This is a genomic window from Frankia sp. CcWB2, assembly GCF_977927585.1.
In genome coordinates this window covers 12,395-12,937 of record NZ_CDWRCM010000128.1, presented here as the reverse complement: position 1 = coordinate 12,937, position 543 = coordinate 12,395, and the positions used below count along the sequence as shown (strand labels likewise).

The 543-nt window shown below is 74.4% G+C and carries 1 protein-coding gene; it reads right to left on the bottom strand.

Annotated elements, in window-relative coordinates:
* Positions 1-543 (bottom strand): hypothetical protein (locus ACY45C_RS14160; protein WP_462188073.1); only part of this gene is annotated, 543 nt, incomplete at both ends.

Here is a 543-nt window from a genome sequence, read left to right as displayed (position 1 = left end):
CCCTAGATGAGCCCGGGAGGTGTGGCAGGTCGGGCCGGGCTGGATCGGGCAGGGCTGGATCGGGCAGGGTGAGCTCGGTCGGGCCGAACCGGTCGGTGAGAAAGCAGCTGTGCGCGAGCAACTGGGCCGTGTCGCCGCGGGCGGCCGCCTCGGTGACCTCACGCATCCCACCGGCGAGCAGGGCCAGCGTCGCCAGCAGGACATCGCGGGGGGTGCGGCCGTCGGGCAGCCGGTGGGTCTCGGCGTAGGCCCGCGGCAGCCCCAGATAGGTCTCCACCGCGGTGGGCAGGTAATCGGCGACCGTCCGCTCGACGGCGAACGTCTCCGGCGAGCCGGGACGCAGCAGGTGCGGGGTGTCCAGAACCTGCCGCAGCGCCCCGATGACCTCCTCGGCGGCCGCGACGAGTGCCCGGTCGTCCGGTGCTCGGTCGATCAGAGCCCGGTACTGGGCCTCGACCGCCGCCCGCAGATCACCCACGTCGATCCCACCGCCCGCGACCGCGGCGCGGCGCGGCGGTGCGACCAAGGCGCCGATCGCGTAGA